Here is a 23,121-nt window from a genome sequence, read left to right as displayed (position 1 = left end):
GCTCAGCCGTGGACGTGCAACGGCTTGCCGGCCAAGGCGAGATGCGCCTCGCCGAGGGCCTCGGTCTGCGTGGGGTGGGCGTGCACCAGCGGTGCCACGTCCTCGGGCAGCGCCTCCCAGTTGTAGATCAACTGGGCTTCGCCGATGAGCTCGCCGACCCGGTCCCCGACCAGGTGCAGGCCGAGCACCGGCCCGTCGGTGGCGCGGACCAGCTTCACCGCGCCCGCCGTCTTGAGGATCTGGCTCTTGCCGTTACCGGCCAAGTCGTAGGTGAAGGTCTGCACCGAGCCGTACTGCTCCTTGGCAGCGCTCTCGGTCAGGCCCACCGAGGCCACCTCGGGGTGGCTGTAGGTGACGCGCGGGATGCCGGCCTCGTCGATGGACTGCGGGTTCTGGCCCGCGATCTCCTCGGCGATGAACACGCCCTGCTGGAAGCCGCGGTGCGCCAGCTGCAGGCCGGGCACGATGTCGCCGACCGCGTAGACGCCGGGCAGGCTCGTGCGCAGGCGGTCGTCGGTGACGACGAAGCCGCGCTCCAGCTTGACGCCCGCCTCCTCGTAGCCGTGGCCCGCGGTGTTCGGGCCGCGGCCGACGGCCACCAGCAGCAGGTCCGCGTCGAGCTGGTCGCCGTTCTCCAGGCTCACCGAGACACCGGAGTCGGTCTGGGTGGCGCCGGTGAACTTCACGCCGGTCTTGAACTTGATGCCGCGCTTGCGGAACGCGCGCTCCAGCTGCTTCGAGGCGAACTCGTCCTCGTTGGGCACCAGGTGCGGCAGGGCTTCGACGATGTTGACCTCGGCGCCGAAGGAGCGCCACACGCTGGCGAACTCCACGCCGATCACACCGCCGCCGAGCACCACGACCTTCTCCGGCACGTAGTCCAGGTTCAGCGCCTGCTCACTGGCGATGACCCGGCCGCCGAGCTCCAGGCCGGGCAGCGACTTGGAGTACGAACCGGTGGCCAGCACGATGTTCTTGCCGGTGTAGCGGGTGCCGTCGACCTCGACGGTGTTGGCGTCGACCAGGGTGCCCGCGCCTTCGACCAGCGTCACCTTGTGCGCCTTGGCCAGGCCCTGCAGACCCTTGTAGAGCTTGCCGACGACACCGTCCTTGTAGGAGTTCACCCCCGCGATGTCGATGCCCTCAAGGGAGGTCTTGACACCGAACTGATCTCCGTCGCGCGCGGAGTCGGCGACCTCCGCGGCGTGCAGCAAAGCCTTGGTGGGAATGCACCCGCGGTGCAGGCAAGTCCCCCGAGCTTGTCCTTTTCAATGAGGACGACGGACAGGCCCAGCTCAGCCGCGCGGAAAGCGCAGGCGTAGCCGCCCGAACCGCCGCCGAGAATGACCAGATCGGCGGACGTGTCGGTCACTTCGCACTCCTCGACAGCCATCGTTGAATCGCTGAGGTGCCGCCGTCCCGGCTGTCGCGCGAGGCACGGAACACCTGGCAGCCATCTTGTCACCACCCGAAGGAACGACGCGACGTGGGCTCGCTCTGATCGCCGGAACGTGCGCGAGGACACTGAATCGTTTTTTCCGATTCTCAGCTTCGTCACAGGCTCCCGGTGGCATCATCTCGAACGGGAGCACTGGTTTTCGAAGGTGGCTCCGAGTGCGTCGCCGCCCGAGGTGAATCGAATCCGGGCGGCCGGGCTTCCGGGTTCAGGGAGGCGAATGCTGTGGGCCTATTCGATCGTTTCCGCCGCAGGCGAGGTGCCGGGCGACCGGCCGATTCGCGCGACGCCGACCACCTGCGGACCTGGGCCGAGCAACGCCACGGCGTGGAGGCGTTCGTCGAACCGCGCACCACCGTCACCGAGACCACGGTGCTGCTGGTCGCGCACGACGGCGAGTGGACCCGGCGCCGGGTGAACGGCCCCGACGCGGCGTTCCGCTTCGCCCGCAAGCACGGCATGCCCTGCTACGAGGTGTCGAAACTCGGCTATCCGCAGCGGATGCGCGACTACCAGGCTCGCCAGCGGGTCTTACGGGACCGGGAACGACGCCGCGACCTGGGCTAGTTCGCGACCCTGGTGGACGGTGTCAGGCGCACCGGGAAGTTCACCGACTTCGAGATGTAGCAGAGTTCGTGGGCGCGGTCGTGCAGCGCCTCCGCGACGTCCACGCTGGCCAGGTCCTTGACGGTCACCTCGGGGCTGAGCACGACCTCCCGGAACCGGCCGGAGCCGTCGGCGTTCTCCGCGAGAACTCCCTGCGCCCGGTCGTGGTACCCGATCACCACCACGCCGTGATCCGCCGCCAAGTGCAGGAACCACAGCATGTGGCACTGCGACAGCGATGCGATGAGCAGCTCCTCCGGGTTGTACCGGTCGGAGTCGCCGAGGAACGCGGGATCCGCGGAGGCCTCGATGGCGTTCTTGCCCTCCGAACGCACCTCGTGGGTCCGCTCGTAGCTGTGATAGCTGCTGGTGCCGGCGCCGGTGTTGCCGGTCCACACCACTTCGACCGCGAAACCGTGCCGCGCAGGCGCCGGTGAGGTCGGTTGCCGCCCGATGGGTTCGCTCACCGCTCCATCCTGGCATCGCGAGTGCGGCCAGTGGTGATCCCTTTGAGACGCGGCTCACAGCACGGATCCCGCGCCGGTGCAGCGGTCACCGCACGCCGGAGGCCCGCCGAGCGGACTCGGCGGGCCTCCGGTGCCGGCGGAATCGGGTCAGCCGTTCTCGGCGATGTCGGCGAGCACGGCCGCGATGGTGCGCACCGGAACGCCGGTGCCGCCCTTCGAGGTGTAGCCCCACGGCGAGTTCGTGTTGTACGCCGGACCGGCCACGTCGATGTGCGCCCACGGCAGGCCGTCGGCGACGAACTCCTTCAGGAACAGCCCGGCCGAGAGCATGCCGCCCCAGCGGTGCCCGGCGACGTTGGCGAGGTCGGCGAGCTTCGAGTCCAGGTCGCCGCGCAGCTCCTCGGGCAGCGGCATCGGCCAGGCGCCTTCGCCCGTGGCCTGCGAGAGCTTCGCGACCCGGTCGCGGAAGTCCTCGTCGCCCATCACAGCGGGCGTGCGCTTGCCCAGCGCCACCACCTGCGCGCCGGTGAGCGTGGAGGTCTCGATCAGGTAGTCCGGCTCGTCCTCGGCGGCCCGCACGATGGCGTCGGCCAGGATCAACCGGCCTTCGGCGTCGGTGTTGAGCACCTCGACGGTCTTGCCGCCGTACATGCGCAGCACGTCGCCGGGCCGGTAGGCGGTGCCGGAGGGCATGTTCTCCACCATCGGCACCGTCGCGGTCACGTCCAGCGGGTAGTTCAGCTTCGAGACCAGCACCATCGTGGCGATCACCGCGGCCGCACCGGACATATCCGAGGTCATCTCGTCCATCGAGCCCGCGGGCTTGAGCGAGATGCCGCCGGTGTCGAAGGTGACGCCCTTGCCGACCAGCGCGACCTTCTTCGCGGCCTTCGGCCCCTTGTGCCGCAGCCGCACCAGGCGCGGCGGGCGGCTCGAGCCGGAACCGACGCCGAGGATGCCGCCGAAGCCGCCCTTGCGCAGCGCCGCCTCGTCGAGCACCTCGACCTCCAGCCCGGCGGAACGGGCGAGTTCGCTCGCGCGCTCGGCGAAGGAGGCGGGGAACAGGTCGTTCGGCGGGGTGTTGATCAGGTCACGGGCGATGGTGACGGACTCGCCGATCGCGGTGCCGCCCTTGAGCGCGTGCTTTGCCGTGTCGTCCTTCGCGTCCGGCACGATCAGGTCGACCTGGGCCACCGGGTCGTCGCCGGGTTCGGACTTGTACTTGCGGAACGAGTAGGCGCCCAGCACGGTGCCCTGCACGGTCGCGGCGAGATCCAGCGCGCCCAGCGTCGTCGCGGCGTGCTCGACGCCGCTGAGGGCGCGGGCCGCGGAGCCCGCGGCGCGGCGCACCTGCTCGCCGGTGGGGGCGTCGCCGGCGATCTTGCCGAGGCCGACGGCCAGCAGCACGTCCGCGCGCAGTCCGCTCGCGGGCAGCTTCACGACCTCTTCGGCCTTGCCGGTGGCGCCGAGCGTCGCCAGCACCTTCGCCAGGTCACCGTCGAAGGCCGCGGCGACCTCCTCGCCGCCGGGCGCGATCTCCGGACCGTCGGCACCCGAGATGGTGCCGATGACCAGAACGTCCGCGGTCAGCTTCGCGGCCTTGGTGTCGGTGAGGGCGAGTTTCGGCGTGCTCACGTGTGTTCCTCCGGGCGGTTTCGCCGTCGATGGTGGTCGTCGAACGCGGGGACCGGGGTCCCCGGCGGGCTGACCTGGTCGGAGGCCTTCCCGCGCCCGCCACTCTAGAAGCAGCGAGCCGAGGTGTATCCGACAGGCGGGCCGCTGTTCGCGCACCGGCCGCGCCGTCCGCACCGAGCTTAGCCCCGCGTTGATCAGTCCTAGGGTTCTTGAGCGCTCGACTTCGCTCGAAACGCTCAGCGCAGCGGCTCCCGTGCGTGCGGGACGTGCCGCCCGGCCGGTGCGTAGGCTGTGCCCCCTCAGGCCGACGTGCTCCGAGCCCGCGGCGCCGGGGTCGGATTCCGCCGCGCGGGCGCGTCCGGCCGGATGACGACCGGGCGGGCGGCTGCCGGTGGAAATCGCGTTCTGCAAGGGTGGACGGGTGGCGCAACAGGTCGCGGATCAGGGGGCGAGCCCACCGGCGGAGTCCGTCGGCGGTCGGCCTCGGCGCTCGATCGGGTCGGCGTTGCCGCTCGCGCTCGGCGGCATGCTCGGCGCGGGCCTGTTCGTCGGTGCCGCGCCCGCCGCGCTCGCGGCCGGACCGCTGCTGCTGCTCGCGGTGCCGCTGGTGCTGGTGCTGGTGGCGTGCTGCGCACTGGCTTCGGCGCACCAATCCGCCAGTTACCGGGGACCCGGCGCCGGATACGCGTGCGTACGCGCCCGGCTGGGGGTGCTGCCGGCGCGGTTCGCGGCCGCCACCGCGTTGGCGGGTCAGGTCGCTGCGCTGGGCGCGGTGGCGAGGGTGATCGCCGAGCATGCGATGCCCGCCGCACCGCCGATCGTGGCGTCCGCGGTGACGCTGCTGGTGGTGCTGGCCGCGACGGCGGGTCTGCGGATCCGCGGCGTGGCCGCCTGGGTGTGGTTGCTGCTCACGTTGGCCGTGGTGGCGCTGGTGATCGCGGTGTGCTTCGCGATCGAACCGCCGCCGTCTCCGCCGGTGGGGGCGGTGCAGGCGGACGGCGCCATCGGGATCACCGGTGCGGCGGGCGTGCTGTTCTTCGGGTTCCTCGGCTTCGAACGGCTCACCGCCCCGGCGGAGGAACGGGACCGGCATCGGGGCGCGATCGTGAAGTGGGGCGTCATCGTCTCGCTGATCATCACCGGGACGCTGGTGTCGTTGCTGGCCTGGGCGTTGCTGCACCAGCTCGGCCCGGCACGGCTGGCGCTGTCCGGGCAGCCGCTGCTCGACGCGCTCGACGCCGCCGCGGGCGGACGGCTGCGGCAGCTGATCGGCACCGCCGTGGGCCTCGCGCTGTTCCCCGTGCTGCTGGGCATCCTGGAGTCGCTGCGATCGACCGCGCTCGCGGTGCAACGCGACCAGGACCTGCCCGCCGTGCTGGGACGCGAGAGCCGCGCCGGTACGCCGTATCTGCTGGACCTGTGCGCGGGGATCGCCGCGGCGGTGGTGGCTCTGCTGGTGCAGCCGGTGACGGCCATGGCGTTCGCCGCGTGCTGCCTGCTCGTGCACCACGCGCTGGCCAACGCGGCCGCGCGGGTGCTGCTCGCCGATGATCAGGTGTGGCGAATGCGTTCCGCCTGCCTGGGCATGGGATTGGCCGTGATCCTGGCCATGAGCATGCCGGTTCATGCGATGCTCGGAACGCTCGTGGTGGTCATCGCAGGTCCGTTGCTGGCGGCCCTGGTCTCTCGGCGCTGGAGTTGAGGTCGGCATGCTCGAACGAGGTTCGGAACGTGGTGCACGGCTCGAGGCCGCCCCGAGGGAGTGGGCGCCGGGTTCGGACATCCTCTACCGGTTCTGGCGCCTCGACGGATCCCTGGGCACCGTGCATCCGGCGCGGGTGGTCAGCGACGCACCCGACCGGCTGCTGTGCTGGGTGCTGCCGGGCACGCCGATCCGCATCACCACCTCGCCGGACGGGCGCAAACCCCGCGAGCTCCCGCTGCACGAGCGGTTCTCCGGTACCCGCGTCCCCGCGCTGTCGGTGTGGCACACCACGGCCACGCTGCGGCTCGTGTTCGCCGAGCACTGGTCTTCGGTGTGGTGGTTCTACGAGGCCGACGGCACGTTCCGCAACTGGTACGTGAACCTCGAGGTGCCGCTCGGCCGCGACGAGGCCGGTGTGAACCGCGTCGACGGCGTGCTGGACCTGGAGGTCTTCCCCGGCGGCGAATGGGCGTGGAAGGACGAGGACGAGCTGAGCTCGGCGCTCACCGCGGGCCGCATCGATCAGGCGCGGCTGAACCGGTTGCGCGCGGAAGGTGAGCGGATGGCCGGCCTCGCCGAACGCGGCAGGTTCCCGTTCGACGGCACCTACTGCGACGCCCGCCCGGACCCGACGTGGAAGCTGCCGTCCCTGCCGAACGACCTGGTGTCCTGACGGGGCTCAGGTGTCTTCTCGCTGCGGGATCAGCTTCCCAGCGCGATGAAGAAGAAGAGGCCGAACAGGGCTGCGAGGGCTGCGATGCCGCCGACCTGGCCGCCGCGCAGGTCCTTGGGGAACAGCGTCTTGTGCTTGCCGTACCACCAGAAACCCCACCAGGCGACGCCGGCCGCGCCGATGATCGCGCCGAACACGTCGAGCCAGGCGTAGCCCCACATCACCAGCAGTCCGCCGCCCAGCGGCATCAGCAGGCCCAAAGCGGCGGCCAACGTGTCCTGCTGCACCGTTGTCGGCCCGCTCACGGGCAGCTTCTCCGGCTGAGTCATGCGTCCATCATAGAGCGCCGCCGCGATCATCGGATACGGCTTCGCTCACTTCGCCGCGGTACCGGCACGGATGCCGTCGCTGAGCCCGGAAAACTAGGAGGACCGACTTGCTGGTCCACCGTTTCCACTGTTCTGAGGCGCGCGATACGGTATTGACATGACAGAAGAACTCTCGTTCACCCGGTTCCCCAGTTCGCATCCCGCCACCGAGTCGCACCGCGCGGACGTATTGGCGAACCCGGGATTCGGGAAGTTCTTCACCGATCACATGGCGACCGTGCGGTACTCCGCGGACCGCGGCTGGTACGACGCGAAGATCGAGGCGTACCACTCGTTCGAGATCGACCCTGCGACGACGGTGCTGCACTACGCGCAGGCGATCTTCGAGGGCCTGAAGGCCTACCGGCAGCCCGATGGCTCCATCGCGGCGTTCCGGCCGGAGCAGAACGCGCAGCGGTTCCAGCGCTCGGCGCAGCGCATCGCGATGCCCGAACTGCCCGAGCAGGTGTTCCTGGACTCGCTGCGCGACCTGATCGACGTCGACCGCGCGTGGGTGCCGGAGGCGGGGGAGAGCTCGCTGTACCTGCGGCCGTTCATGATCTCCACCGAGGTGAGCCTCGGCGTGAACCGGCCCGCGAACGAGTACCTGTACTCGGTGATCGCCTCACCCGCCGGTTCCTACTTCTCCGGCGGGGTCAAGCCGGTCACGGTGTGGCTCGGCCACGAGTACGTGCGGGCCGCGCCCGGCGGCACCGGGGCGGCGAAGTTCGCGGGCAACTACGCGGCCTCGTTCGTCGCGCAGGCGCAGGCCGTGGAGAACGGCTGCGACCAGGTGGTGTGGCTGGACGCGGTGGAGCGCCGCGCGGTCGAGGAGATGGGCGGGATGAACCTGTTCTTCGTCTTCGGCTCCGGCTCCGACGCGCGCCTGGTCACCCCCGAGCTGTCCGGCAGTCTGCTGCCCGGCGTCACCCGCTCCTCGGTGCTGCAGCTCGGCGAGGACCTGGGGCTTCCGGTGGAGGAGCGGCGGATCACCACCGACGAGTGGGAGAAGCGCGCTCGCTCCGGCGAGCTCACCGAGGTGTTCGCCTGCGGCACCGCGGCCGTGATCACTCCCGTCGGGCACGTGAAGCACCAGGACGGCGAATTCGGCATCGCAGAGGGCCAGGCGGGCGAAGTGACGATGAAGCTGCGCGATCAGCTCACCGCCATCCAACAGGGCACGGCCCCCGACGACCACGGCTGGATGGTCCCGCTGGCTTGATCTCGGGGGCCTGCTCGGGTGTCCGGGTAGCGGAACCTCAGTGGCTTCCTCGCTGCGGGATCTTTTTCCAAGTGGCTCCGCCACGAAGGAAAAGGCCGTCCTCGTGAGGAAACCACTGAGAACCCGCCGGTGGTCGGCTTTGTGACGTGGGCTCTGTGCTTCGCAAATCCAGGCACGGCCTTCGGCCGCGAGGATTCGGCTTCGCCGTTGGCAAGCAGCGGCGAAAAGATCGTTTCGTGCTGGGGTCCGGCGTTCTCAACGGCACCCTCTTCGCAGGTCGGGGAGGGTGTCGTTGCTTTCGGCCCGAGTGATTGTCGGTGGGCCGGAGTAGCTTCCGGGTGATGCAAGTCACCATCTGGGGAGTCAGGCATGTCTGATCGCGTTCTGCTCTTGATCGGCACTCGTAAGGGACTGTGGCTGGCGCACCGCCGTGGCGGCGCGGCCTGGGAGGTCACCGGTCCGCACCTGCCGATGGCCGAGATCTACGCCGTCGCCGTGGACACCCGGAGTTCGCCGCGGCTGCTCGTCGGCGCCTCCAGCACGCACTTCGGCCCCAGCGTCGTGACCAGCGACGACCTCGGTGCCACCTGGCAGGAGCCGGAGGCCGCGCCGCTGGCGTTCCCCGCCGACACCGGAGCCGCACTGGAACGGGTGTGGCAGCTCGCGCCCGGACCGGTGGACCAGCCCGAAGTGGTGTACGCCGGTACCGAACCCTCGGCGTTGTTCCGCTCCGAGGATCGCGGCCGGACGTTCGAGCTGGTGCGCGGGCTGTGGGACCACCCGCACGCGAGCACTGGACGCCGGGGTTCGGGGGAATGGCGGTGCACACCGTGCTGCCGCACCCGCACGACCGCGAGCGCACCGTGGTGGCGATGTCCGCCGGTGGCGTCTACCGGACGGCTGACGGCGGCAGCAGCTGGCAGGCGAGCAACAGCGGCATCAAGGCCTACTTCTACCCGGATCCGTACCCGGAATTCGGCCAGTGCGTGCACAAGGTGGCCCGGCACCCGGCGAAACCGGAGCGGTTCTTCCTGCAGAACCACCACGGCGTCTACCGCAGCGACGACGACGCGGCGACCTGGCAGTCCATCGCCGACGGCCTGCCCAGCGACTTCGGTTTCCCGATCGTCACGCATCCGCACCGCCCGGACGTCGTCTACGGATTCCCGCTGACCGCGGACGCGACGCGCTACCCGCCGGACGGGCGCTGCCGCGTCTACCGCAGCGAGGACGCGGGGGAGTCGTGGACGGCGCTGTCGCGGGGGTTGCCGGACCGGTTCTGGTCCGCGGTGATGCGCGACGCGTTGTGCGTGGACGACGGCGACCCGGCCGGGGTGTACTTCGGTTCCCGCAGCGGCGAGGTGTACGCGGGCAGCGGCGACGGGGACGACTGGCAGCAGGTCGCGAGTCACCTGCCCGACGTGATGTCGCTGCGCGCGGCGGTCCTGTGAGGTGACGGCGATGCGGGTGACGGTGTTGTTGCCGAAGCTGCTGTGCGAGCACGCCGACGGGGTGCAGCGGCTGGAGATCGACGTGGACGAGGCCACGCTCGGGGGAGTGCTCGACGTGGTGGCCGAGCGGCATCCGGGGTTGGAACGCCGGCTGCGCGACGAGAGCCGCGCGTTGCGGCGCTACGTCAACTTCTACTTGGACGACTCGGAGTGCCGGTGGATCGACGGTGCCGCTTCACCGGTGCGGGACGGGACGGAGATCAGGATCATCCCGTCGGTCGCCGGAGGCTGACGGTTCAACCCGGTCGCCGGAGGCCGACGGTTCAGTCCGGCACCGGAGGCCCACCGTTCAGTTCAGCACCGACACGGCCAGCACCAGCGTGGTGGTGAGTTCGGCGGCGGCGCCGAGGACGTCCCCGGTGATGCCGCCGAACCGCCGCCGCACGTGCGCGGTGAACACCAGCAGGAACGCGCCGGCGAGCAGCACGGAGATCGGGCCGAGCCACCACGAGCCCGGCAGCGCGAACGCGCCGCCGAGCAGCAGCACGCCCCACCAGCAGGCCACCAGCCACCACGGCTGGGTGCCCGCCACCAGCGAACCCATGCCTTCCGGGCGGGCCGAGGGCAGCCCGCGTCGGCAGCAGAACACGAACGCGGCCCGGCTCACCGCGCACGCCAGGACCACTGTGAGCCACCGCCCGGACGCCGCGAGCTCGGCCAGCGCGACCGCTTGAACGCCGACCACGATGATCAGCGCGACCACCGCGAACGGACCCGCGCCACCGTCGCGCATCACCGACAGCGCCCGCTCCGGCGGCCCGTAGCAACCGAGCCCGTCCACGGTGTCGGCGAGTCCGTCCACATGCATGCCCCGGGTGACCAGCGCCAACGCCGCCACGGTGAGCAGCCCGGCGAGCAGCCCGGGCGCCCCCAGCGCACTCAGCCCCCACAGCAGGACCGCGCCGAACACGCCGAGCAGCGCACCCACCACCGGTGCCAACGTGATCGCCTGGCGGCAGGCGCGTGCGTCGACCTCGCGGGCGGGAAACGGCAGCACCGTCAGCCACGACACCGCCAGCAGCAGACCGTTCACCGCGCACCCGCCGAACCGCAGGACACGCTCACAGCTCTTGGTCCTCGGGGTCCGGCCCGGTGGCCTCGGCGGGCGTCGGGCCACCGACCCCGGCCTCGCCGAACGTCGCCATCTCGGCGAGCACGTGCACCGCGGCGGACAGCACCGGCAGCGCCGTGACCGCCCCGGAACCCTCCCCGAGCCGCAGTTCCAGGTCGAGGATCGGGCTCAAGTCGAGGTGTTCGAGGACCAGCGTGCCGCCCGGTTCGGCCGAGCGGTGACCGGCCAGCCACCACTGCCGCGCGCCCGGTGTGAGCTCCTCGGCGACCATCGCCGCCGCGCCGACGACCACGCCGTCCAGCAACACCGGGGTGCGCCGCACCGCGGCCTGCGCGAGGAAGCCCGCCAGCGCGGCGATGTCCGCGCCGCCCGAGGTGCGCAGCAGCGCCACCGGATCGTCCAGCACCGGCCGGGCGCGGCGCAGCGCGTCGCGGATCGCGGCGGTCTTGCGCATCCACGCGTTGTCGTCGATGCCGGTGCCGCGCCCGACGACCGCGACCGGTTCGATGCCGGTGAGCGCGGCGATGAGCACCGCGGCGGGCGTGGTGTTGCCGATGCCCATGTCCCCGGCGATGAGCAGGTCCGCGCCGGAATCGATCTCCTCGTCCGCCACGTCGCGGCCCGCCGCGACCGCGGCCTGCGCCTGTTCCTGGGTGAGCGCGTCCTCACGGTCGATGGCGCCGGAACCGCGGCGGATCTTGCGGGCGGCGACGACCTGCGGCGTCTCCGCGTTCACCGCCATGTCCAGCACCCGAACGGTGGCCCCGTTCGCGCGGGCCAGCGCGTTCACCGCGGCCCCGCCGTCGAGGAAGTTGCGCACCATCTGGCCGGTGACCTCGCTGGGGTAGGCCGACACGCCGTGCTCGGCGACCCCATGGTCCCCGGCGAAGATCACCACGCGGGGTCGGGTGAACGGGCGAGGCGGGCAACTGCCCTGGCGGCTCGCGACCCACACGCCGAGCTCCTCCAGCCGTCCCAGCGACCCGGCCGGTTTGGTGAGCTGTTCCTGCCGGGCCACCGCCTGCCGCCGCGCCTGCTCGTCCGGGGCGTGCACGGCGCCGAACCGGATCGGGGTGTTCTCGGGTGCGGTGGACAAGGGTTACCTCCGTGGTTCGGTGCGGGCGCGGGCAGGTGTTCAGCGCAACCGCAGCGGGACACCGGCGACGAGCAGCAGCACCTCGTCGCAGCGTTCGGCGAGCCGCGCGTTGAGCTCCCCGAGCCGGTCGCGGAAAAGTCTTCCAGACCTGGTCGCCGGAACGATGCCGAGTCCGACCTCGGCCGAGACCAGCACCAGCCGGGCCGCGCAGCCAGCGGTGGCGTCGGCGAGCGCGGCGCAGTGCGCGTCGACCTCGCGCAGCGCGGCCGGGTCGCGCTCCCAGGCGCCCGCGTCGTCGAGCGCGCCGGTGAGCCAGGTCGCCAGGTCGTCCACCAGCAGCGTCGGACCGCCCGCTGCGGCCGTGCGCAACGTGGTGATCAAGGACTCGGGTTCGCCGGCCTCCACCGTGGCCCAGCTCGCGGGCCTGCGGGACACGTGCGCGGCGATGCGCTCCGTCCACTCGGCGTCGCCCGGATCCTGGCGGGAGGTAGCGACGTAGGTGACGCGCTCCTCAGCGGCGACGAGACCCTCGGCGTGCGCTGACTTCCCCGAGCGGGCGCCGCCGAGCACCAGCGTGCGTGCGGGAGACGCGGACACCGGGGACCTCCTGCATTCGGGTGAGCGACAGGACGAACCGTACCCGCCGCGGATCACCCGTGGAGTTCCTCGCCGGGTGATCCGCGGGACAGGTCATCGGCCCGCGTCAGCAGGTGTCAGTGCGATCTGGTCCGCCGCGGATCGCTGGTGACGAGATCGCCGAGCACATCGTCGACCCGGTCCAGCACGTCCTCGCCGAGTTCCACTCCGGAGGCGGCGGCGTTGTCCCTGACCTGTTCCGGCCGGGAAGCGCCGATGATCGCCGCCGACACGTTCGGGTTCTGCAGCACCCACGCCACGGCGAGCTGCGCCGTGGAGAGCCCCAGATCGCTCGCGATCGGCTGGAGCCGCTGCACCGCGCCGAGCACGTCGTCGCCCATCCACCGCGAGATCATCGAGGAACCACCGCCCTCGTCGGTCGCGCGCGAACCGGCGGGCGGCTGCTCACCGGGCAGGTACTTGCCGGTGAGCACCCCTTGGGAGATGGGGGAGAACACGACCTGGCCGATGCCTTCGCGTTCGCTCGCGGGCACCACCTGCGACTCGATGACGCGCCACAGCATCGAATACTCCGGCTGGTTCGAGATCAGCGGCACCGACAGTTCCCGCGCCAGCTCGGCGCCGCGGGTGAGCTGCTCGGCGGTCCACTCGGAGACGCCGATGTAGAGCGCCTTGCCCTGCCGGACCAGGTCCGCGAACGCGCTCATCGTCTCCTCCAGCGGCACCGTGTGATCGAACCGGTGCGCCTGGTAGAGATCGACGTAGTCGGTCTGCAGCCGGGTCAGCGAGGCATTGCAGGACTCGATGATGTGCTTGCGCCCGAGACCGCGATCGTTCGGGCCGTCACCGGTGGGGAAGTAGACCTTGGTGAAGATCTCCAGGCTTTCCCGCCGCTGCCCGGACAGCGCCCTGCCGAGCACCGACTCGGCTTTCGTCCGGGCGTACACATCGGCGGTGTCGAAGGTGGTGATGCCCACGTCGAGCGCGGCCTGCACGCAGGAGCGTGCCGCGTCCTCTTCGACCTGGGACCCGTGCGTGAGCCAGTTGCCGTAGGCGATCTCACTGATGGACAACCCACTATTACCAAGACGCCGAAACTCCATGCTTCGACCCTAAGGGTGATTCGGGCAGGTGGGGCGGGTGGCGGAACCTCAGGTGTCTTCTCGCTGCGGGATCTTTTTCCCAAGTGGCTCCGCCACGAGGGAAAAAGCTGTCCTCGCGAGAAGACACCTGAGAACCCGCGGCGGTGCCGGTTGCTTTGGTGGTCGCCGCTCAGCGGCTTCGCCGCTGACAAGACACCGGCAAAAGATCAATCTGAATGGCGTTCCTGGTCACCGGACAGGCCCGAACAGCGCTAGGTGAGGCTTGGTGCGGGTCAGCCGATCTTGTGGAAGTCCTTTGGGGTGAGGCGGGGGCGGGGGACGCGGAGGCGGCGGAGCTGCATGGCGCGGGTGAAGGCGTACCAGCCCAGGGACAGCGAGCGGTCGGTCGCGTCCGGGAACTTCGCGCGCACCCGCTTGTTCACCGCGCGGGCCAGCAGGGTTCCCTCGAACAGCATCGTCAGCAGCAGGACAAGGCACGCCAAGGTGGCGTACTGCTGCACGAGGACGTTCTGCACCAGGGTCGTGACGAACACGATCAGCACCAGCGGCATGAACATGCCCATCATGTGCCTGCGGGTGTCCACGATGTCGCGCACGTACGCGCGCACGGGGCCGCGGTCACGCGGCATCAGGTAGCGGTCGTCGCCCGCCATCATCCGCTCGCGGCGTTCCCGCGAGGCCTTGCGGCGCTCCTCCTTGTTGCCGCGGGCGCGCTTCATCGCCTCGCGCTGCGTCTTCGGCGGCGGCGCCACCGGTCCGCGGCGGCGGCTCTCGGCCTCGCGGCGCTTGGGCGTCGCCCGTCCCTTGCCGGGAGTGCGATCTCGGGCGGGTTCCGAGGCGACGTCGGTGCTCTCGGCGAGAGAGTCGTCGGTCGCGGTCTGCTCAGCGCTGCTACGGCGAAGGAACCTCACACCTCCAGGGTATTCGACGCCACTCGGCCGGGCGCACGTGACCGTGCGTTTCGTCGTCGCCTCCCCCGCGGGCGCCCGCCGTCCGGGTCCGGTCGTCCACATGCGGGGACGTTCACGCGGGATTCGGCGCGGTCTGTGCCACCATGGGGGCAGGTAGACCAACACGACTCGCCTCCCGAGTCACCGTTCCCCGACTCGCGTCGGCAGGAATATCTCGGGTCGGCGCCGACGTTGGACGTCACGCCGGAAGCGGACGAGCGAGACCTCTAGGGAGAGTCATGACCGCCCAGACCACGATCGAGAGCGAGGCGCCCGAGCACGGTGTCACCTTGACCGGCTCCGCGGCGCAGAAGGCCAAGGCGCTGCTGGAGCAGGAGGGCCGCGATGACATGCACCTGCGCATCGCCGTCCAGCCCGGTGGCTGCGCGGGCCTGCGCTACCAGCTGTTCTTCGACGAGCGTTCGCTCGACGGCGACGCGCGCCGCGGCTTCGAGGGCCTCGACGTGGTCGTCGACCGGATGAGCGCCCCGTACGTGGAAGGCGCGGTCATCGACTTCGTCGACACCATCGAGAAGCAGGGCTTCACGATCGACAACCCGAACGCGGGCGGCTCCTGCGCCTGCGGCGACTCCTTCCACTGACCGCTCCAGCGCCCACGACGGCCCGGTACCCCGACGGGGGACCGGGCCGTTCGCGTGCGCCGGTGTCAGCGGGACACGATCCGCACGACCTCATCGCCGAGGGCGACCCGGTCGCCCGGCGTGAGTTGCCGTCCGCGCCGGGTCTCGACCTCGTCGTTGACCAGGACTTCGCCTTCTTCGAGCAGCGCCTTCGCGTCCGCACCGTGCTCGGCGAGTCCCGCCAGCTTCAGCAGCTGGCCCAGCCGGATCGTGCCTTCCCGGATCTCCACATCATGCATGTCCCGCATTCTCCGCCGGAGGCCCGAGTGCGCCGATGGACGGGCGGCGGCGAGCGGGGTGGTTGTAAGAACTTGCGAGCATAAGAGCAGCTCAACGCTGGTTCCAATGGCGCATTGACTGAACAGGGCGAAAGAACATCTGATCATCGGGCAATTACTCAATCGAGAAAGTTGTCCGATGCGATTACCCGTACTAGCTCTGGCAGTGGCGTTCGCAGGCGTGGCCGTCGTGCCCGCCGCGGCCGCCGTCACCCCGGCGACGCCCGCTCCGGCACCGGCTCCCGCGGCGGCCCCGGCGACGGCTCCGGTTTCCGGGCCGATCGTGCAGATGTTCCAGTGGCCGTGGGAGTCGATCGCGCAGGAATGTCGCAGCACGCTCGGCCCGAAGGGATTCGGCGCGGTCCAGGTTTCGCCGCCCCAGGAGCACGTGCAGCTCTCCGGTGAGGGCCACCCCTGGTACCAGGACTACCAGCCGGTGAGCTACCAGCTGGAGACCCGGCGCGGCGACCGCGAACAGTTCGCCTCGATGGTCTCCGCCTGCAACGACGCCGGTGTGGAGATCTACGCCGACGCCGTGGTGAACCACATGGCCGCCAGCGACGCGGTGGGCAGCGCGGGCACGACCCACTCGAAGTACGACTACCCGGGTCTCTACAGCGACGCCGACTTCAGCGACTGCCGCCGCGACATCGCCGACTACGACGACAAGTGGGAGGTCCGCAACTGCGAACTCGTCGGGCTCTCGGACCTCAAGACCGGGACCGACTACGTGCGTTCCGCCGAGATCGGGTACCTCAACGACCTGATCAGCCTCGGCGTCTCCGGGTTCCGGGTGGACGGCGTGAAGCACATGCCGCCGGAGGACGTCGGCGCGATCTTCGGCGGGTTGAACACGGTGCCCGATACCGGCGCGAAGCCGTACATGTTCCAAGAGGTCATCGCGGATCAGACCACGTCGGCAGGTGAGTACGCAGGCAACGGCGACGTCACCGAATTCGCGTATCACCACAAGGTCAGCTCCGCGTTCAAGGACGGCTCGCTGGCCCAGCTGGCGAACGTGCCGGACGAGATGACCTTGCCCAGCGATCAGGCCGTGGTGTTCATCGACAACCACGACACGCAGCGCAGCGAGCCGACGCTGACCTACAAGGACGGCGTCTCCTACGACCTGGCGAACGCGTTCATGCTCGCCTACCCGTACGGCACGCCGCAGCTGATCTCCGGTTTCGCCTTCGACGACCCGGACGCCGGTCCGCCCGCGGACTCCGACGGCCGCACCAGCCCCGCGAACTGCGCCGACCAGGCGTGGGTGTGCGAGCACCAGCGGCCGATCATCGCCGGGATGGCCGGGTTCCACCAGGCCGTGCAGGGCAAGGAGCTGACGAACTGGTGGGACGACGGCTCCGGCCGGATCGCGTTCGGCCGCGCTGACGCCGGCTTCGTCGTGATCAACCGGGAGGACGGCGAGATCACCGACCAGGAATTCCAGACCTCGCTGCCCGCCGGGACGTACTGCGACGTGATGTCCGGTTCCTTGGAGAACGGATCCTGCACCGGCGCGACCGCGCAAGTGCGGGACGACGGCACCGTCACCACCTCGGTGCCGGGCAACTCGGGTATCGCGCTGCACGCCGGTGCGAAGCTGAGCTGATCTCGCTGTTGTTGATGTAGTGCGACCTCGGCGGCCTCCTCGCCGCGGATCTCCGGATCCCCGGGAGGAGGCCGCCGCACGTTCGGATAGCCCTGCCCTCAACGCGGAATCGTCCGCGCGAACCGAGCGGCGATCAGCGGGAGTTGGCGAGTTTTCGTCAACGATTCACCTGAAATACGGCCTGATCCGTCTGTTCTTGTCGAGCGACCTGTGGTCGGATCGATCTCCCCGTCAGGTGCATCCGGCGCGCCGGATGCCCGGAGCAAGGAGGCGTTCTGATGACCGGAGCAAGACCTGCGACGACCCTCACCCGCAGACTCGGAGCCGCGGCGGCGACCGCGGCGCTCACCGGCCTCGGCGTGCTGGCGGGCAGCACGCCCGCTTTCGCCGCACCGAACTTCCAAGTCCCGTTCCGCTGCGGCGTCACCGTCACCGCGGCCACGTTCAGCGGGCACAGCCCGGCCAACTCGGTCGACTTCCAGCGCAGCGGCATCACCGGCATGCCCGTGGTGGCCTCCGCCGGAGGCACCGTCAGTGTCGTCGGCAACGAGGGCGACACCAGTTATGGCCGTTGGATCGAGATCGACCACGGTTCGGGCTGGACCACCAGGTACGCGCACCTGTCGGTGCAGAGCGTTTCCAAGGGCGACAAGGTGAAACTGGGGCAGAAGATCGGCGAGGCCGGGGCGACTGGAGGCGTCACCGGCCCGCACCTGCACTTCGAGCAGCGCTCCGGCGGTGACGACGTCAAGGTCACGCTCAACGGCAAGGACGTGCCCTACAACGGCCACACCGACTTCACCAGCAAGAACGACTGCTGACCGACCGGCGTCGAAAGAGCGAACGGCCGCTTCGTCCTGGGGGCGAAGCGGCCGTCCGTCAATGCACAAGATCAGAACTCGACTGAGACCCGGTTCAGTACGTGCACCGGCGCACTCCAGGTCGTCGCCCCGTCACGTCGACACAGTCCTTTTGAGCGGCGAAGTCCGCGAAGGCGGCGAAGCCAGCCTGCCTGGCGGCCGTAGGCCGTGCCTGTAATCGCGCAGCGATTAGCCCACGTACCCAGGTCGACCACCGGCGGGTTCTCAGTGAGCCTCTCGCGAGGACAGCTTTTTCCCTCGTGGCGGAGCCACTTGGGAAAAAGATCCCGCAGCGAGAGGCTCACTGAGGTTCCGCTACCTGTTGTGTCTCGGGAGGTTGTGAACGGGGGACACGGGGCGGATGATCTTGGAATGAGTGAGGACCTCCGGGTTCGGTGTGGATCACGACATCTGCACCGAATACCTGGAGGTCCTCGTGTGTCACCGTAACGCTCCGTTGACTGAGACGGGCAGGCTGCGTCTGGCTCGGTGTGTCGTGGACGATCGCTGGCCGTTGCGGCGTGCGGCTGAGCGTTTCCAAGTCTCGCCCAGCACCGCGCAACGGTGGGCGGATCGGTATCGCACCGAGGGCGAGGCGGGGATGGCAGACCGGTCCTCGCGTCCGCATCACAGTCCGCGGCGCACTCCGTCGCGCACCGAGCGGCGGATCATCAAGGTCCGGGTGATCCGCCGGTGGGGGCCGGCACGGATCGCGTTTTTGCTGGGCTTGAACCCGGCTACCGTGCACCGGGTCTTGGGCCGCTACAGGCTGGCCCGGCTCGCACACCTGGACCGGGCCACCGGGCGGGTGATCCGCCGCTACGAGTACCCGCAGCCCGGCGGCCTCGTCCACGTCGACATCAAGAAAGTCGGCAACGTCCCCGACGGCGGCGGCAGCAAAGTCCTCGGCCGCCAGGCCGGCAGCCACAACAGCCAGGCCACCGTCACCGACCGCCGCCGCGCCGGCGGGAAGAAACCCGCCATCGGCTACAGCTACCTGCACAACGCCGTCGATGACCACTCGCGGCTTGCCTACACCGAAATCCTTCCCGACGAGACACGCGAAACCGCCGCCGCGTTCTGGCAACGAGCACACACATTCTTCACCGATGCCGGGATCACCGTGCTCCGAGTACTGACCGACAACGGCTCCTGCTACCGCTCCCACCTCTGGACCGCCACACTCACCGCCGCCGGCATCACACACCTCCGCACCCGCCCCTACCGACCCCAAACCAACGGCAAAGTCGAACGCTACAACCGCACCCTGCTCGACGAATGGGCCTACGCCCAGCTCTACCTCTCCGACACCGAACGCCGAAACGCCCTCCCACACTGGCTCCACACCTACAATCACCACCGCGGCCACACCGCACTCGGCGGCCACCCACCCGCCAGCCGCGTCCCCAACCTCACAAGACACAACAGCTACCCGACCACCAAAGCAAAAAGACTCAAAGCTTGACCGGGTAGTACGGCTCCGGGACCTCAGGTGACAAGCGGCCCTCGACGAAGATGCCGTGCCAGATCATGAACACCAGCAGCGCCCACAGCCGACGGCTGTGGTCGAGCACGCCGGAACGGTGTTCTTCCAGCAGCTGCAGGATCGCCGTCTTGTTCAGCAGCCGTTCCGTCTGCGACTGCTGGATGATGTTGCGCGCCCAGTCGTGCATCTCGTCGCGCAGCCAGTGCCGGATCGGGACCGGGAAGCCGAGCTTGCGGCGGTTGAGCACGTGCGCGGGCACGACCTGCTTCATCGCCTGGCGCAGCGCGTACTTCGTGGTCTCCGGGGTGATCTTCTGGTCCAGCGGGATGCCGCTGGCGACCCGGAACACCTCGTTGTCCAGGAACGGAACCCGCAGTTCCAGCGAGTTCGCCATCGTCACCTTGTCGGCCTTGACCAGGATGTCCCCGCGCAGCCACGTGAACAGGTCCACGTGCTGCATCCGGGTCACCGGGTCCCAGTGCTCGGAGGTGCGGTACGGCTCGGCGGTGACGTCGCGGTGCGAGACGCCCGGGTCGAAGGCCGCCATCACCGACTTGAGCTGGTCGTCGCGGAAGATCCGCGCGTTGCCGTAGTAGCGGTCCTCCAGCGACAGCGCGCCGCGACGCAGCAGGTCCTTGCCGCGCACCCCGTCCGGGATCGCGGTGGAGACCTTGCCCATCGCCTTGCGCAACGAGCCCGGCACCCGCTCGAACGGAGCCAGCGACAGCGGCTCGCGGTAGATCGTGTAGCCGCCGAACAGCTCGTCAGCGCCCTCCCCGGAGAGGACCACCTTGACGTGCTGGCGGGCTTCGCGGGCGATGAACCACAGCGGCACCAGCGCCGGGTCCGCCACCGGGTCGTCGAGATACCAGATGATCAGCGGCAGCGTCTCCATCATCTCCTCGGGGGAGACGGTGCGGATCACGTGCTTCACGCCGATCGCCGCGGCCGACTCGGCGGCCACGTCCACCTCGGAGTAGCCCTGCCGCTCGAACCCGGTGGTGAAGGTGATCAGGTTCGGGTTGTGCTCCTTGGCCAGGCAGGCGATCGCCGTCGAGTCGATGCCGCCGGACAGGAAGGAGCCCACGGTGACGTCGGCGCGCATGTGCTTGGCGACCGAGTCCCGCATGACGTCCACGACCTGATCGTGCAACCGCCGGGCCTCGGAGTCGTTGCGCACCGGCTTCGAGGTGAAGTTCGGCACGAAGTACCGCTCGGTCACCAGCCGCCCGCCGGGGGAGACGGTGAACGAGGTGCCGGACTCGATGCGCCGGATCTGGCGGTGCAGCGTCTCCGGCTCCGGGACGTACTGCAGCGTCAGGTAGTGCTGCAGCGCCTTGTGATCGATGTCCTCGCCGATGCGCAGCGTCGTGGCCAGGCTCAGCAGGCTCTTCTTCTCGCTGGCGAACGCCGTGCCGCCCGGGCCGTCGGCGTAGAACAGCGGCTTGATCCCGAACGGGTCGCGCGCGCCGAACACGACGCGGCGCTCGCTGTCCCAGATCAGGAACGCGAACATGCCGCGCAACCGGCCGACCATCGCGGTGCCCAGGTAGTGGTAGGCGGCGACGATCACCTCGGTGTCGCCGTCGGTGTTGAACCGGGCGCCGTAGTGCTCGGCGAGCTCCGCGCGCAGTTCCAGGTAGTTGTAGATCTCGCCGTTGAAGTTGATGGTGTAGCGGCCGGGGTTCTCCGGCGGACCCCAGGTCAACGGCTGGTGCGAATGCTCCAGGTCGATGATCGACAGCCGGTTGAAGCCGAAGACGGCCTCACCGCCCTGCCAGGTGTCGCTCTCGTCCGGCCCCCGGTGCCGTTGGCAGGGCAGCGCTTTGGCCACGGCGTCGACGGCGAAACCGGCGTTCTCTTCAGTGGGACAGACAAGTCCAAGCAGGCCGCACACGGCGTCTCGGGCACCTCTCGCGTCGGCGATGGGTCGGGCTCCGCCCCGCGGCCCCGGCTGGGATCTCGGCGGGCGGGAGCCCCAGTATGCCGGGTCCGCCGCCTTGCCGTGCAGGCGCGGTGAGTCCTGGCGGGCACCATGTGCACGCGGACGCCGTTGGTTTCCCGCGCGACGCGTGCGAGCCCCCGCGTGCGCGCGTGAATCGGATCTTCGCGCCGCGCCGGGGACGATCTCGGTGATGTGCAGCGCACCTCGCCACCCCGGAGCAGTATCGCGGCTACTGCTGGGCTAGGCTCCCCCGCAGCATTCCGGCCGCGGGGCATGGTGGGTGCGCAGTGTGTCCAAACCCCGCGGCGACGGTGGAAACACGCAGCGAGGAGGCGTCGCGCAGTGGGCTTTCGGATGGGGAGCTTGCGGCAGGAACGTCTGAAGGAGGGGACCCGAGTGCCACGGCTGGTCAAAGTCGCCGGGCTGGTAGGCCTGGTCGCGGTCGCGGCCACGGGCTGTTCGACCGACGAGGTCCTGCGGTTCGGCTGGCCGCAAGGTGTCACTCCGCAGGCCGAGTCCATGCGGCAGCTGTGGACGTGGTCGGTGATCGCTGCGCTGGCGGTCGGCGTCCTGGTGTGGGGCCTGATGTTCTGGACGATCGCCTTCCACCGCAAGAAGAGCGAGGAGCTGCCCCGGCAGTTCCAGTACAACGTGCCGCTGGAGGTCATCTACACGGCGGTGCCGTTCGTGATGGTCGTGGTGCTGTTCTACTTCACCGCCACCACGCAGAACTACGTGATGGCGAAGTCCGCTGATCCGGACGAGAAGGTCAACGTCGTCTCGTTCCAGTGGAACTGGGAGTTCAACTACCCGGACCACCGCACGCCGGACGGGCAGCCGGTGCGGACCGTGGGCAGCAGCAGCGAGATCCCGCTGCTGGTGCTGCCGACCGGATCGTCGATCCAGTACAACCTGAGCTCCACCGACGTCATCCACTCGTTCTTCGTCCCCGAGTTCCACTTCAAGCGGGACACCTTCCCGCACCCGGACAAGAACAACCAGGACGCCGTCTTCGAGAACACCATCGAACGCGAGGGCTCGTTCGTCGGGCGGTGCGCCGAACTGTGCGGCACCTACCACTCGATGATGAACTTCGAGGTCCGCGCCTTGTCGCCGGACAAGTTCGACCAGTACATGCAGCTGCGGACGCAGAACAACCCGGCCACCGGGCAGTACTACACCGCGGCCGAGGCGTTGAACCAGATGAACTGCGGTGAGCTGTGCGCGCCGCGGGCGGTGACCTCGGTGCCGTTCGACACCGACCGAACCTCCGGTGAGCCGTCCACCATCGGTGGCCGGCAAGCGGGCAACTGATCCCGGCAGGACGCAGGGCGCGAGAGTGAGGACTCCATGAAGGTCGAAGCGAAGATCTTCAACATGATCACCGGTTTCTTCTTCCTGTCGGCGGTCGTCTACGGGGTGTGGTCGCACGAGCCCGTGGGCACGACGGCACTGGTCCTGGTGGGCGGGTTGTCGCTGCTGATCGGCAGCTACTTCCAGTTCGTGGCGCGGCGCATCGAGCCGCGTCCGGAGGACAACCCGGACGCGGAGATCAGCGACGGCGCGGGCGAGCTGGGCTTCTTCAGCCCCGGCAGCTACTGGCCCGCCGGGGTGGCGGCCGCCGCCGCGTTCGCCGGTATCGCCTTGGCGTTCTTCCACGTGGTCATGATCGTGATCGCGACCGGTGTGCTGCTGATCATGGTCGCGGGTCTCGTGTTCGAGTACCACACCGGACCGAACCACGAGTGAGCTTCAGTACCTAGGTGAGCCCCCGGATCTCTGGTCCGGGGGCTCACCCATTTCTGCCGCCAGTTGGTTACTTTCGGTGGCGGTCAGCT

At 69.6% G+C, this 23,121-nt stretch carries 22 protein-coding genes and 2 pseudogenes; 12 read left to right on the top strand and 12 right to left on the bottom strand.

Features of this window, described 5'->3' with window-relative positions; translation table 11 throughout:
• Positions 1 to 2: 2 nt before the first annotated feature.
• Positions 3 to 1,372, bottom strand: a pseudogene (gene lpdA / locus H2Q94_RS22900) (dihydrolipoyl dehydrogenase).
• A gap of 309 nt (positions 1,373 to 1,681) precedes the next feature.
• Between lpdA and H2Q94_RS22895 the strand changes: the two are divergent.
• Positions 1,682 to 2,023: an oxidoreductase gene (locus tag H2Q94_RS22895; RefSeq protein ID WP_243789241.1), complete on the top strand. Its 342-nt coding sequence runs from the start codon at positions 1,682 to 1,684 to the stop codon at positions 2,021 to 2,023.
• Here the strand turns inward: H2Q94_RS22895 and H2Q94_RS22890 are convergent.
• Positions 2,020 to 2,529 (bottom strand): OsmC family protein, encoded by a 510-nt coding sequence (locus tag H2Q94_RS22890; protein ID WP_243789240.1) that lies wholly within the window; start codon positions 2,527 to 2,529, stop codon positions 2,020 to 2,022. The two genes, H2Q94_RS22895 and H2Q94_RS22890, sit on opposite strands and share 4 nt — an antisense overlap.
• 147 nt (positions 2,530 to 2,676) lie before the next feature.
• Positions 2,677 to 4,164: a leucyl aminopeptidase gene (locus H2Q94_RS22885; RefSeq protein WP_243789239.1), complete on the bottom strand. Its 1,488-nt coding sequence runs from the start codon at positions 4,162 to 4,164 to the stop codon at positions 2,677 to 2,679.
• A 421-nt stretch (positions 4,165 to 4,585) separates the two neighbouring features.
• Here H2Q94_RS22885 and H2Q94_RS22880 point away from each other — a divergent pair, with 421 nt between their 5' ends.
• A complete protein-coding gene (locus H2Q94_RS22880; protein ID WP_243789238.1) occupies positions 4,586 to 5,866 on the top strand; it encodes an APC family permease in 1,281 nt (426 codons plus the stop codon).
• A gap of 7 nt (positions 5,867 to 5,873) precedes the next feature.
• Entirely contained in the window at positions 5,874 to 6,542 is a 669-nt protein-coding gene (locus H2Q94_RS22875; protein ID WP_243789237.1) for a ribonuclease FAU-1 family protein, read from the top strand.
• A 29-nt stretch (positions 6,543 to 6,571) separates the two neighbouring features.
• On the opposite strand, the gene H2Q94_RS22870 is transcribed toward H2Q94_RS22875, so the two are convergent.
• Positions 6,572 to 6,871 carry a hypothetical protein gene (locus H2Q94_RS22870; RefSeq protein WP_243789236.1) on the bottom strand — a complete coding sequence of 100 codons (300 nt, stop codon included), beginning with the start codon at positions 6,869 to 6,871 and terminating at the stop codon, positions 6,572 to 6,574.
• 157 nt (positions 6,872 to 7,028) lie between these two features.
• Between H2Q94_RS22870 and H2Q94_RS22865 the strand changes: the two genes are divergently transcribed.
• Positions 7,029 to 8,132: a branched-chain amino acid aminotransferase gene (locus H2Q94_RS22865; RefSeq protein ID WP_243789235.1), complete on the top strand. Its 1,104-nt coding sequence runs from the start codon at positions 7,029 to 7,031 to the stop codon at positions 8,130 to 8,132.
• A gap of 482 nt (positions 8,133 to 8,614) precedes the next feature.
• Here H2Q94_RS22865 and H2Q94_RS22860 read toward each other — a convergent pair whose 3' ends face one another.
• Positions 8,615 to 8,764 carry a hypothetical protein gene (locus H2Q94_RS22860; protein WP_243789234.1) on the bottom strand — a complete coding sequence of 50 codons (150 nt, stop codon included), beginning with the start codon at positions 8,762 to 8,764 and terminating at the stop codon, positions 8,615 to 8,617.
• A gap of 183 nt (positions 8,765 to 8,947) precedes the next feature.
• Between H2Q94_RS22860 and H2Q94_RS22855 the strand changes: the two genes are divergently transcribed.
• Together H2Q94_RS22855 and H2Q94_RS22850 are read left to right on the top strand one after the other, a co-directional pair.
• Positions 8,948 to 9,583: a WD40/YVTN/BNR-like repeat-containing protein gene (locus H2Q94_RS22855; protein ID WP_243789233.1), complete on the top strand. Its 636-nt coding sequence runs from the start codon at positions 8,948 to 8,950 to the stop codon at positions 9,581 to 9,583.
• A 10-nt stretch (positions 9,584 to 9,593) separates the two neighbouring features.
• Positions 9,594 to 9,875: a MoaD/ThiS family protein gene (locus H2Q94_RS22850; protein WP_243789232.1), complete on the top strand. Its 282-nt coding sequence runs from the start codon at positions 9,594 to 9,596 to the stop codon at positions 9,873 to 9,875.
• A 57-nt stretch (positions 9,876 to 9,932) separates the two neighbouring features.
• Here H2Q94_RS22850 and cobS read toward each other — a convergent pair whose 3' ends face one another.
• The 5 genes from cobS to H2Q94_RS22825 form a co-directional block, all read right to left on the bottom strand.
• On the bottom strand, positions 9,933 to 10,676 hold the full coding sequence (cobS, locus tag H2Q94_RS22845; protein WP_243789231.1) for an adenosylcobinamide-GDP ribazoletransferase: 744 nt from the start codon (positions 10,674 to 10,676) through the stop codon (positions 9,933 to 9,935).
• Positions 10,677 to 10,704: 28 nt separating this feature from the next.
• Positions 10,705 to 11,811 (bottom strand): nicotinate-nucleotide--dimethylbenzimidazole phosphoribosyltransferase, encoded by a 1,107-nt coding sequence (gene cobT / locus H2Q94_RS22840; RefSeq protein ID WP_243789230.1) that lies wholly within the window; start codon positions 11,809 to 11,811, stop codon positions 10,705 to 10,707.
• Positions 11,812 to 11,850: 39 nt separating this feature from the next.
• A complete protein-coding gene (gene cobU / locus H2Q94_RS22835; protein WP_243789229.1) occupies positions 11,851 to 12,408 on the bottom strand; it encodes a bifunctional adenosylcobinamide kinase/adenosylcobinamide-phosphate guanylyltransferase in 558 nt (185 codons plus the stop codon).
• 116 nt (positions 12,409 to 12,524) lie between these two features.
• Positions 12,525 to 13,511: an aldo/keto reductase family protein gene (locus tag H2Q94_RS22830; protein ID WP_243789228.1), complete on the bottom strand. Its 987-nt coding sequence runs from the start codon at positions 13,509 to 13,511 to the stop codon at positions 12,525 to 12,527.
• Between the two features lie 272 nt (positions 13,512 to 13,783).
• Positions 13,784 to 14,422: a DUF3043 domain-containing protein gene (locus H2Q94_RS22825; protein WP_243789227.1), complete on the bottom strand. Its 639-nt coding sequence runs from the start codon at positions 14,420 to 14,422 to the stop codon at positions 13,784 to 13,786.
• Between the two features lie 278 nt (positions 14,423 to 14,700).
• Between H2Q94_RS22825 and H2Q94_RS22820 the strand changes: the two genes are divergently transcribed.
• Positions 14,701 to 15,063, top strand: coding sequence for a HesB/IscA family protein (locus H2Q94_RS22820; protein WP_243789226.1), 363 nt, complete (start codon positions 14,701 to 14,703; stop codon positions 15,061 to 15,063).
• Between the two features lie 65 nt (positions 15,064 to 15,128).
• On the opposite strand, the gene H2Q94_RS22815 is transcribed toward H2Q94_RS22820, so the two are convergent.
• Positions 15,129 to 15,341: an RNA-binding S4 domain-containing protein gene (locus tag H2Q94_RS22815; RefSeq protein ID WP_243789225.1), complete on the bottom strand. Its 213-nt coding sequence runs from the start codon at positions 15,339 to 15,341 to the stop codon at positions 15,129 to 15,131.
• Positions 15,342 to 15,519: 178 nt separating this feature from the next.
• On the opposite strand from H2Q94_RS22815, the gene H2Q94_RS22810 reads away from it, so the two are divergent.
• The 3 genes and pseudogenes from H2Q94_RS22810 (at position 15,520) to H2Q94_RS22800 (ending at position 19,317) form a co-directional block, all read left to right on the top strand.
• Positions 15,520 to 16,992: an alpha-amylase gene (locus H2Q94_RS22810; RefSeq protein WP_243789224.1), complete on the top strand. Its 1,473-nt coding sequence runs from the start codon at positions 15,520 to 15,522 to the stop codon at positions 16,990 to 16,992.
• A 278-nt stretch (positions 16,993 to 17,270) separates the two neighbouring features.
• Positions 17,271 to 17,810: pseudogene (locus H2Q94_RS22805) on the top strand (M23 family metallopeptidase); the annotation flags it as partial.
• 478 nt (positions 17,811 to 18,288) lie between these two features.
• Positions 18,289 to 19,317, top strand: a complete 1,029-nt coding sequence (locus H2Q94_RS22800; protein WP_243795871.1) for an IS481 family transposase — start codon at positions 18,289 to 18,291, stop codon at positions 19,315 to 19,317.
• Here H2Q94_RS22800 and asnB read toward each other — a convergent pair.
• On the bottom strand, positions 19,307 to 21,235 hold the full coding sequence (gene asnB, locus H2Q94_RS22795; protein WP_243789223.1) for an asparagine synthase (glutamine-hydrolyzing): 1,929 nt from the start codon (positions 21,233 to 21,235) through the stop codon (positions 19,307 to 19,309). The genes H2Q94_RS22800 and asnB overlap by 11 nt on opposite strands.
• 402 nt (positions 21,236 to 21,637) lie before the next feature.
• Here asnB and ctaC point away from each other — a divergent pair, with 402 nt between their 5' ends.
• On the top strand, positions 21,638 to 22,597 hold the full coding sequence (gene ctaC, locus H2Q94_RS22790; protein ID WP_243795869.1) for an aa3-type cytochrome oxidase subunit II: 960 nt from the start codon (positions 21,638 to 21,640) through the stop codon (positions 22,595 to 22,597).
• Between the two features lie 36 nt (positions 22,598 to 22,633).
• Positions 22,634 to 23,032 (top strand): cytochrome c oxidase subunit 4, encoded by a 399-nt coding sequence (locus H2Q94_RS22785; protein ID WP_243789222.1) that lies wholly within the window; start codon positions 22,634 to 22,636, stop codon positions 23,030 to 23,032.
• Positions 23,033 to 23,121 lie beyond the last annotated feature (89 nt).

This window comes from Saccharopolyspora gloriosae, from assembly GCF_022828475.1.
Taxonomy (GTDB): Bacteria; Actinomycetota; Actinomycetes; order Mycobacteriales; family Pseudonocardiaceae; genus Saccharopolyspora_C; species Saccharopolyspora_C gloriosae_A.
This window is presented reverse-complemented; position numbering and strand designations above follow the sequence as displayed.